At 64.1% G+C, this 10100-nt stretch carries 5 protein-coding genes; 2 read left to right on the forward strand and 3 right to left on the reverse strand.

All coding sequences use genetic code 11. The features are described 5' to 3' along the window. Positions 1-4808, reverse strand: a 4808-nt coding sequence (locus AC1P6P_RS05550; RefSeq protein WP_481401441.1) for a 2-oxoacid:acceptor oxidoreductase family protein, incomplete at its 3' end; no start/stop codon positions are given. Positions 4809-5338: 530 nt separating this feature from the next. Beyond that, the gene (locus AC1P6P_RS05555; protein ID WP_481401442.1) at positions 5339-5560 is read right to left on the reverse strand and encodes a hypothetical protein; all 222 of its coding nucleotides are present in this window, start codon (positions 5558-5560) and stop codon (positions 5339-5341) included. A gap of 221 nt (positions 5561-5781) precedes the next feature. On the opposite strand from AC1P6P_RS05555, the gene pstS reads away from it, so the two are divergent. Together pstS and AC1P6P_RS05565 are read left to right on the forward strand one after the other, a co-directional pair. Beyond that, the gene (gene pstS / locus AC1P6P_RS05560) at positions 5782-6774 is read left to right on the forward strand and encodes a phosphate ABC transporter substrate-binding protein PstS (RefSeq protein WP_481401443.1); all 993 of its coding nucleotides are present in this window, start codon (positions 5782-5784) and stop codon (positions 6772-6774) included. Between the two features lie 96 nt (positions 6775-6870). Next, positions 6871-9579: a M16 family metallopeptidase gene (locus AC1P6P_RS05565; RefSeq protein WP_481401444.1), complete on the forward strand. Its 2709-nt coding sequence runs from the start codon at positions 6871-6873 to the stop codon at positions 9577-9579. A gap of 77 nt (positions 9580-9656) precedes the next feature. Here AC1P6P_RS05565 and AC1P6P_RS05570 read toward each other — a convergent pair. Beyond that, the coding region (locus AC1P6P_RS05570) for a Gfo/Idh/MocA family oxidoreductase (RefSeq protein ID WP_481401445.1) at positions 9657-10100 on the reverse strand (444 nt) is incomplete at its 5' end.

Here is a 10100-nt window from a genome sequence, read left to right on the forward strand (position 1 = left end):
TCGGGAAGCTGCGTGTAGCAGGTCTTGCAGTTGGTGCACTTGGCGATATTGGCGTCGTCAAACCCGACCACCGCATCGCCGTTTGCCGCCGGAGCTGCCGCCGCCGGAGCCGCAGCCGGAGCCGCGCCGCCGAGTGCCAGTCCGATGCCACCCGCCGCCGGAGCCTTCGAGGAAGCTGCCAGTTCGCTCATCGCGCGGGCGATCGAGTCGATGGCGTTTTCACGGCCGTCGACCGCTTCCTTGTACTTGGCTTCGAGGGTTTCGAGCTCGACCTTGTGGCTGGCGTCGATCATCTCGACGTTGATGCCGGCAAGGTACTGCAGGGTCCGCCAATACTTGCGGCGCTCTTCGACCAGGGCGACCAGCGTATCCGACACCTGAAGCTTGACCAGCTTCTTGTTGTCGTCGGTCGAATAGACGAAGGGCACCTTGCCGTTGCGTTCGCCGGCCGGGAGCGCCACGTATTCGGCGATTGGCAGGGCGTCGGCATTGGCCGCCAGCTTCTTGAACTGCTTCTTGAAGCGGGTTTCCGTCCGGGCAAAGTCGGCCGGGGTGTACGGCAGTTCGAGCAGCTTCATCTCGCCGTTCTCGACATGCTCAAGCGTGAAGGTCGCCCAGTCCTTGGTCGGTTCCGGGTTGCCTTCGAGGCAGAAGCGAGCATGCAGGTCCGAACCCTTCGACGGGTCATGGACGAACAGCGGGCTGATGCGGCTGTCAACCGACAGGCGCGCATGTTCCGACGAGGCGTTGTCGGCGATGCCCTGCTCACCCTGGCACGGCGTGTAGACGTCGAGGAGGGCGGGCGAGTCGTTGTGGTTGATGTAGGCGAGCACCGACTTCAGGAAGTGACCCTGGTGGGCGGTGTTCGACTGGACCACGAAGACGTTGGGGTGGAACGCGGCGATCAGGCCGAGTTCCTTGCGGCTGTCCTGCTTGCCCGAGTGGGCCGCACCGAAGCGCGCCAGGTCGGCGTCCTGACCGGTCATCGAGGCGGTGGAAGCCTGGCCGCCGGTGTTGGAATAGGCGCCGGTGTTGAGGACCAAAGCCTTGATCGGGGTGGTGGTCGACATGATGCGCGACAGGGCGCCGAAGCCGATGTCGTAGGTGGCGCCGTCGCCGCCGATGCAGAACACGCTCGGCATCAACGCCAGTTCTTCAGCCGAGAAGTCCGCCCAGGCAAAGGTCCGGAAGAACTTGTCGTGCACCGCGCCATCGTACTCGTCTTCGAGTTCGAGCTTGGCGGTCCTGAGGGCGATCACGTCGGTGGCAGCTTCGTGGGCGATGCCTTCGAAGATGCCCTTGGCGACCGCCGGGTGATCCTGGAACAGGCTGTTCACCCACGGGCTGTTGTAGGGGTTGAAGGGGAACGTCGAGGCATAAACGCTCGAGCAGCCGGTGGCATTGGCAATCACCGACGCCGACGGGCCCTTGCCCGAGGGGCCGGACTCGAAATTGTAGAGGCGCTTCTCGAGAACCGCGGTCGCCTTGGCGATGCGATCCTTGCGCGCCGCGTCGGCCACGGTGGCGGCCTTGGCGGTGAGCTTTTCGATCAGGGCTTCCAGTTCCTTGATGTGGGCCTTGCGGCGGACATCGTGGATGGCGTTGTTGGCGCTCGTCACCAGGCGGATCGCCGTCACTTCACCGCAACCGCGGCAGCCGCCGTGGCCGCCCGTCGTGGTGTAGTAGTTGTTGCGATCGAGCATGAAGCGCTTGATGTCGCCGTCGGGGGCGGTGGCGCCTTCGACGAAGCGGGCCGGGGTGTTGGCCGTGCGCGACAGGAACTCGAAGCGGGTCTGGAGGGTTTCCAGAAGTTCGCTGTCCTGATCGCGGCGGGCGAGCGCACCCGAACCGCAAACCTCGATGCATTCCATGCAGCCCGAGCACTTCCACGGATCGACGGTCACGGAGTAGAGGCCGCCCGAACCGGGGTTTTCCTTTTCCATGGCATCGAAGAAGGGCTTGGTCTTGGCAACCGGGAACACCGACAGAGCGGCGGCGAGCTTGCCGACGTTCTTCTTGAGGATGGCATTGTCGGCGGCGACCGTCTCGGCGGCAGCGGCAACGACGTCAGCAAACACCGGCGCGCCCTTGGTGGCGCGATAGGCGGTGCGGACGGCATCGGCGAGGGCCGGGACCGTTTCCTTCAGGGCTGCGATCTGCGCCGGAGCGAGGTCGAGCTGGCTGATGGCGACGTTGAGCAGGTCGCGGATGTCGTGAACCGTGTTCGGGATCGCGGCATCGGGGCAGACCAGCGTGCATTCCATGCAGCCCGTGCACAGGTCCGGCTTGTATTCCGGAACGGTGCGGCGGAAGAGGCCCTTGTCCTTGTTGGCAGCAGTGCCGGCCGGCATGAACAGGCCCGTGCCGGGCATCACCGGGGACTCGCTGATGGTGCCGTCCTTGAACGGCTGGGCAACGATTTCGTTGAAGTAGTCGGAATCGCCGAAGTTGGCCGAGGCATCCGGACGGATGACGTGGCACATCGAGGCCGAGACCGCGTTGGTCAGGCTGGCAGCCTTCGGCGGGGTCTTGTCGGCTTCGAGGTATTCCGGCGCGTCGTAGTTGACCTTCTCCGTGGCGGCGAAGGCTTCCTTGATGACGGTGAGGTTGCCTTCGACAACCGCCGCACCTTTGGCGCCGAACTTCTTCGACAGATCGTGCCGGATCTTGTCCAGCATGGCGTCCTGGCTGGCGCCGCCGACGATGCGGTCGACGTGGCCGCAGATGGCGCCGATGAAAGCGATGCCCATCATGCGGGTTTCGAGTTCCGGCGTCGGCGCGTGGGGCTTCGCAACCTTGAAGCCGTCCAGGATGAAGAACTTGATCTTCTTGTCGCGGATGAGCTTGCGGGCCGCCAGCGGGATCGACTTCCACACGTCGATCGCCGTTTCCATGCTCTGCATGATGAAGGTGCCGCCTTCGACGATACCCTTCAGCGGATTGGTGTGGGCGAACACCTTGTGGTCCGGCGAAACGACGATTTCGACATCTTCGATTTCGGCGTTCGACTGCAGCACTGGCTCAGGCGACAGCGTGATGTAGTAGTTGGTCGGCGCACCCGACTTTTCCGAGCCGTACTTCGGAGCGGCCTTGGAATGCAGCTCGAGCACGTTGGCAAGGATGTCGGTCAGCAGCTTGCCGGTGGCCATCGTGCCGTAACCGCCGACCGAGTGGAAGCGGATGCGGAAGGCGGCCTTCGGCAGCAGGTTCGGGTTGGCTTCGGTCTCGAGACCCATCAGTTCGGTCTCGGGATAGGCCGACTTCAGCTTGGCCTGCAGTTCGGCCATGCGCGGCGACGGGTTCTTGGAGAAGAACTGCGTGCCGAGATAGACCAGCGGCGCGTTGTTCTTTTCCATGTTCTTGTAGGCGGCGATCAGGTGGCGCGGCTGGGTGTCATGGGCGCCGAGGCCGAAGATCGCCGTGGTCAGCTTGGGCAGCTTGTCGAGGGCCGGAATGCCTTCGTTGGTGCCTCCCTGAGCGTTGGCGATGCCCTTCAGAAGGGCGGTGTTGACGAAGCTGGTCAGCGCGGTGACGTCGGAACGCTCGAGCACCGTGACGGCCTTCTTGCCCTTCAGCGCCGCAACGACTTCGGCTTCCGGGAACGGCTGCAGCAGCTTGATCGAGACCACGCCGACCTTCTTGCCCTGGCCGCGCAGATAATTGCAGACGGCGAGCGCATCATCGGTCACCGAGCCCATGCCGACGAGCACGATTTCGGCGTCTTCGCAGTGATAGGTCTTGATCGGGCTGTATTCGCGCCCGGTAAGCTTGGAATACTCAGCCATCGCCTCGCGGACGAAGCGCGGCACGTCGCGTACGAAGTGGGTGCGATGGTCGGCGGCGCCGGACTGGAAGTCGGGCTGGTTCTGCACCGGGCCGGTCAGGCCGGGGTTGTTGACGTCGACGAGGGCGGGAACGCGCTGGCGGGTGCCCTTCTCATAGGCGTTGACCCACTGGCGCTTGAAGGCACCGGCGAGTTCTTCCGGAACCAGGTCGGCAACCTTGGCGACGAGGGCGCCGGCATTGTCCTTCTCGACGGCATCGGCGTTCTTGTCGAGGAATTCGACGATCTTCTTGTAGCCGTCGACGGCGAAGTCGCCTTCATGCTGCGCCAGATAGCGCTTCAGCTGATAGACGCGGCCTTTGGCGCCGAACAGAAGCTCCTGCGCCACGGTCGGGCACGGGATGCGCCCCGACGGATCGCCGAGGAATTCCTTGAGGAGGTCCTTTTCCGGCATCACGGCTTCGGACAGCATGTGCGAAGTGGTGAAGCCATCGAACGCGTTGGCGACCGGGATCAGGCTGTCGGCGCTGATCTTGTAGGAGATCGCGGCGAGGTCGGCGGCTTCCTGCGGGTTGGAGCCGAACAGGATGGTGTAGCCGGCGGTGAGCAGGGCATAGACGTCGTCATGGCCCGCCATCACGTTCAGCGAGTGCTTCGACACAACGCGTGCGGCGACCTGCAAAACAAAACCGCCGGCTTTGTGACCGACGGTGACGTAGTGCGATTCGATGCCGTACAGGATACCTTGGCTCGACGACGCGTTCGAGATGTACTTGCCGCCCGTCAGCGTGGCGCCGAGAGCGCCGGACTGGGCGGAATGCTCGCCTTCCGGTTCGAAGAAGAAGGGGAGCTTGCCCCAGACGTTGACGCCGCCCTGGGCACGGAAGGCCTCGTAGATTTCGGAAATTTCAGTGGACGGAGTGATCGGATACCCGATGACGCCGCCGCATACATTGCCCATCACTTCGGCTACGGCGCCGTTACCGTGGATTACCGTAGGAATACCTGGATATTTTACGTTCATTTTTCTTCCGCCCATTGTTGTTGAGTCAGGGTTTGCGCCGATTTGGCGCACTGTTTTTATTGGCTAAGGCCGCACCGTTGCACGAAGCGCCAATGCGCCCCGCAACTACCATTCCGGCCACGTCCCCGAACATGATTTGAATCAAGTTTCCTCATGGGACGCAGACGCTTTCAGCTGTGCAGTCGCCGTGCGCATAAACCTGTCGGGATTATTCGCAATGCTACGTATTCGCGCAGCCGTGAGGCGCAAAGGCGCACCGTTTTTTCGCCATAATCTGAACCTGAACACCGTCGTCACGGATGTGTCTCATCATGGGGCGAAGGTGGTGAAAATGGCGCCGGATTCACGCCTTCTGCGGTCGTGACGAGGTAGAAGACTCCGCTCTGGCTGTAAGTGTGCTTCATTCGCATTTAATTCCGCGCAAGTGCGCAATTGCTGGGCAAATGGCCCGGGCGGTCCGGCAAAAGAAAACGGCGGCGAAGGCCGTCATGCCGTCACCGCCGTTTCCGGCCGCCACAAAGGGGTCTCGCCTACGCCTGAGGCGCGAATTTCAACGGGGGACTCGCGTGTGCCTCGGTCTTGATCTCGCCGGGAGGGGCGACGCGGTAGGCCGCCGCGATCACTAGATCATCGCGTTCGCGCCACAGGGTGAGGCCGCGCTCGCGTGCCACTGTCGATCGCCGCGACTGGCTGACGCGCAGTTTTTGTCTCGGAGTGCCTTCGCGGAAAATAACTCGGATCAACGTGCCCATCTGAAGCTCACGAACGTGTTGTTTCCTGAAGCGGATCAAACGACACCGACCCGCGGTGCGAAATTCGGGTTGCTACCTATTCCGTGGCGTTATGCGGGATCATCCCGATGCGCGTTTGGTCGCAGGAGGGCGGTTTACATCAAACCTGCGGCGTCCCGGCTGCGGCAATCGGTGCGGGAGACTTATAAGGATCGCACGACTCGATCCGGCGGAGGACTGTCATGGGCGCGAAATCCCTTCTGATACGGCTCGCTTCGCTGCTGCTGTTGGCGACGCCGGCGCTGGCCGATGCGAGCGGCGGTGGCGGCACCGCCATTTATCCGGTGATGAGCCGGTGGGCTGCCGATTGGCGCGCCCGCACCGGTGTGAAGATGAATTACCAGCCGATCGGTTCGGGTGGCGGCATCCGCCAGTCGATGGCGCGCACAATCGATTTCGGCAACACCGACGTGCCGCTGGCGCCGGCCGATCTGGACCGCGGGCACCTAGTGCAGTTCCCAATTCTTTTCATCGCCATCGTGCCGGTGGTGAACCTGCCCGGCATCGCTCCCGGCGCCTTGACGCTCGATGGGCCGACCGTGGCCGACATCTATCTCGGCAAAATCATCCGTTGGGACGCCCCCGCCATCGCCCGCCTCAATCCCGGGCTCACCCTGCCGCGGCTGCCGATCATTGTCGTCCACCGCTCTGACGCTTCCGGCACGACGTGGCATTTCACCGCCTATCTGGCGGCCGTTTCCAAAGACTGGAGCGGTTTGGTGGGGACGGGGCCGGCGGTGGCCTGGCCGACCGGCTCCGCCGCCAAGGGCAATGCCGGGGTGGTGGCCACCCTGGTCCAAACCCGCGGCGCCATCGGCTACGTCGAGTACGCCTATGCCCAGGAGAGCCGGCTTTCCTTCACCGCGCTCGTCAATGGCGCCGGTCGGCGGGTAGTGCCCGATATGGCGTCTTTCCGGGCGACCGCCCGGGTTGCCGATTTCCGCCGCCAGAACAATCCGGTTCCGGCCAACCCGCCGGGCGCTGAGAGCTGGCCATTGACTGCCCCCACCTACATGCTGCTGCATGCCGACGGGGCCGAGAACCGCCAGATCGTGCAGTTCCTGCGCTTTGCCCTGCACGACGGGCGCGCCGAGTCGGAACGGCTGCATTACGTCCCGCTGCCGGACCCGGTGGTGGCCGAGGTCGAGGCCGCCTGGGCGGCGCTGAAGCCCTAACCAGTTCCTAGGCATGACTGATTTTTCGCCAGTCCACCGCTTCACAGCCGGCCGGTTTGCGCCGTACGGTAGTCCCTTCACATGGAGTTCCCCTGCATGAACCAAGGTGCATTGGGTCGGGCGCTGATCGCGGCCGTCGCGGTCCTGTTGACGAGCGGACATTCCGCCGAAGCCCGCCGTCACCACCACGCCCCGGCCGCCGCCACCCAGCAGAGCGCCGACCAGACCGTGTTGCGGGCGAAGCTGTCGAACGGTTTGCGGGTGATTATTGTTCGCAACACACTTGCGCCGGTAGTGGCGACCTCGGTGAACTATCTGGTCGGCTCCGACGACGCCCCGGCCGGCTTCCCGGGGACACCCCACGCGCTTGAGCACATGATGTTCCGCGGCAGCGAAGGGCTCTCGGCCGACCAGCTGGCCAATATCGGCGCCATGATGGGCGGCGATTTCAACGCCAATACCCGCGGCAGCCTCACCCAGTATCTGTATACCGTGCCGGCCGAAGACCTCGACGTCGCGCTCAATATTGAAGCGCTGCGCATGAAGGATGTGTCGTCGAGCGAAGCGGAATGGTCGAAGGAACGCGGCGCCATCGAGCAGGAAGTGGCGCAGGATCAATCGGCTCCCGGCTACAAGCTGTACGAGCGGTTGCGCTCCGAACTGTTCGCCGGCACCCCCTATGAACATGACGCGCTCGGCACCCGGGCGTCGTTCGACAAGACCAGCGGCGCCGATCTGAAGGCGTTTCATCAGAAGTGGTACGCCCCCAACAACGCCATTCTGGTGCTGGTCGGCAACGTCGATCCGCAGAAGACGCTCGACAAGGTCAAGGCGCTGTTCGGTCCGATTCCGCGGCGGACGCTGCCGGCGCGGGCGCACCTCGAATTCAAGCCGGTGAAGCCGGCGATCTTCACCATCGATTCCGATTATCCCAACTACACCCGCGTCATCGCGATGCGCTTTCCGGGCCTGCAGGCGAAGGATTTTCCGGCTCTAGAAGTGCTCGCCGACGTGCTCTCCAGCCGCCGCTTCGAGCTTTACGGATTGGTGGCGCAGGGAAAGGCGCTGGGCGCCGAATTCGCCCTCGATCCGCAGGCGAAGGCGTCGGTCGCCTATGCCGCGGTGAGCTACGCGCCGGGCACCGACGGCAATGCGCTCGAAGCCCAGGTCCGCACCATCCTCGAGAAGGTCGCGCGCGACGGCGTACCGCCGGAACTGGTTGAAGCGGCCAAGCAACAGGAACGCCGCTCCACCGAGCTGCAGAAGAACTCGATCGCCGATCTCGCGTCGGTGTGGGCCGATGCGGTGGCGCTGTACGGCCTGTCGTCGCCGGACGAGGATTTGCACCGCATCGAGAACGTCACGGTCGCCGATGTCAATCGCGTCGCCCGCCAGTATCTGCATCTCGACGCCGCGATTTCGGGCCTCTTGTTGCCCAAGGGATCGGGCAAGCCGGTCGCATCTTCGGGCGGCGGCGGCATGGAAACGATCAGTCTCGGCGAAGCCAAGCCGGTGGCGCTGCCCGAATGGGCCAGCACCGCGGTCAACCGCCTCGACGTTCCCGCCTCGACCCTGGCGCCGGTGGTGTCGGTGCTGCCGAATGGCTTGAGGCTGATCGTGCAACCGTCGAAAGTCAGCGACACCGTCAGCGTGTTCGGCCACATCCGCAACCGGCCCGAGACGCAAGTCGCGGCGGGTAAGGACGGCGTCAATTTCATTCTCGGGTCGCTGTTCAACTTCGGCACCGAGAAACTCGACCGTATCGCCTTTGAAACCCAGCTTGATGCCATCGGTGCCCAGGAACGGGCCGGCAGCGATTTTTCGCTGCATGTGCTGAGCGAGGATTTCGACCGCGGCGTCGAGCTTCTGGCGCAGCACGAACTGACGCCGGCGCTGCCGCAGGCCGCGATGACGGCGGTGTTGCCGCAAATCGCCCAGTCGGTGGAATCGCGCAATCACACCCCGGGCTATCTCGCTCAGCGCGCCTTGGTGGAGGCGCTGTTCCCGCCCGACGATCCATCGCGCCGCGAAGCCACCGGCGCCAGCGTGATAGGCCTTAAGCGCGACGACGTGCTTGCCTATTACAAATCGGTGTTCCGTCCCGATATGACCACCATCGTGGTGATCGGCAATATCACGCCGGAGCGGGCCAAAGACGTGATCGGCCGCTATTTCGGCGCCTGGACAGCGGAGGGGCCGAAGCCGCTGGTCGACCTGCCGTTGGCACCGCCGAACAAGCCGGTTCAGGTCGCCGTGCCGGACGACAGCCGGGTGCAGGACAACGTCACGCTTGCCGAGACCCTGGCACTGCCGCGCACCCACGCCGATTATTACGCCCTGGCGCTCGGCAATCAGGTGCTGGGCGGCGGATTCTATTCAACCCGCCTGTCGATCGATCTGAGGAAGAACGCCGGGCTCGTCTATTCGGTGGGCTCGTCGCTGCAATCAGGCCGCACGCGCGGCAATTATTACGTCCAGTACGCCTCCGATCCCGAGAACGTCGCCAAGGCCGCGGCGATCGTGGTGCAGAACCTCAAGACGATGCAGGAAAAGCCTGTGCCGCAAGAGGAACTCGATCGCGTCAAGGCAATGGTGCTGCGCCAGCTGCCGCTCGGCGAGGCCAGCGTCGACGACATCGCCCACGGTTTCCTCGAACGCGCCGAATACGACCTGCCGCTCGACGAGCCGACCATTGCCGCCAAGGCCTACGCCGCGATGAGTGCCGCCGAAGTCCAGGCCGCCTTCGCCAAATGGATCCGTCCGGGCGATCTGGTGCAGGTGACGCAAGGCCCGGCGCCGAAGTGAGTGGGCAAATAGCGAATAGGGAGTAGCGAATAGGGGGCTTGACCGGTATGTCCAGTCAGGCCCCTTTTTTCTATTCGCTATTCGCTGACCCGCACTGTCGTGCCCGTCTTCCCCGCCGCAAGCATCGCGTCGACGAGGTGATGCACCTTCATGGCTTCGCGAGCGGTCACGCGCGGAGCGCGCTTTTGGGTGATGGCGTCGAGAAAATCGTCCCACACCGCCCGATGCAGATCGTGCGGGAAGGCCATCGGGTCGGCGCCGCCGCCCATGGTCTCCAGCGGCGGCGAGAAGTCTTCGCTGGTGCCGTCGTGGAAGCGCGCGGCATAGCCATAGCCCGACAGTACCGCAGTGCCGCCCGTGCCGATGAATTCGATCCGTTCGGCATCGCCGGGATAGTTGGCGGTGGTGGCTTCGATGACGCCGAGCGCGCCGTTCGTAAACCGTACCGCGTGCGCCGAATAGTCTTCGGTCTGCATGCGATGCACCGGCGTCGTGGTGGCGAAGCCGCAGACCTCGGCGAT

The organism is Rhizomicrobium sp. (assembly GCF_056722145.1).

What these genes read in the sequence shown, in the direction of transcription:
- AC1P6P_RS05555 (WP_481401442.1), bottom strand. Translation starts at nt 5,560, where the DNA reads ATGGGCACGTTGATCCGAGTTATTTTCCGCGAAGGCACTCCGAGACAA.
- pstS (WP_481401443.1), top strand. Translation starts at nt 5,782, where the DNA reads ATGGGCGCGAAATCCCTTCTGATACGGCTCGCTTCGCTGCTGCTGTTG.
- AC1P6P_RS05565 (WP_481401444.1), top strand. Translation starts at nt 6,871, where the DNA reads ATGAACCAAGGTGCATTGGGTCGGGCGCTGATCGCGGCCGTCGCGGTC.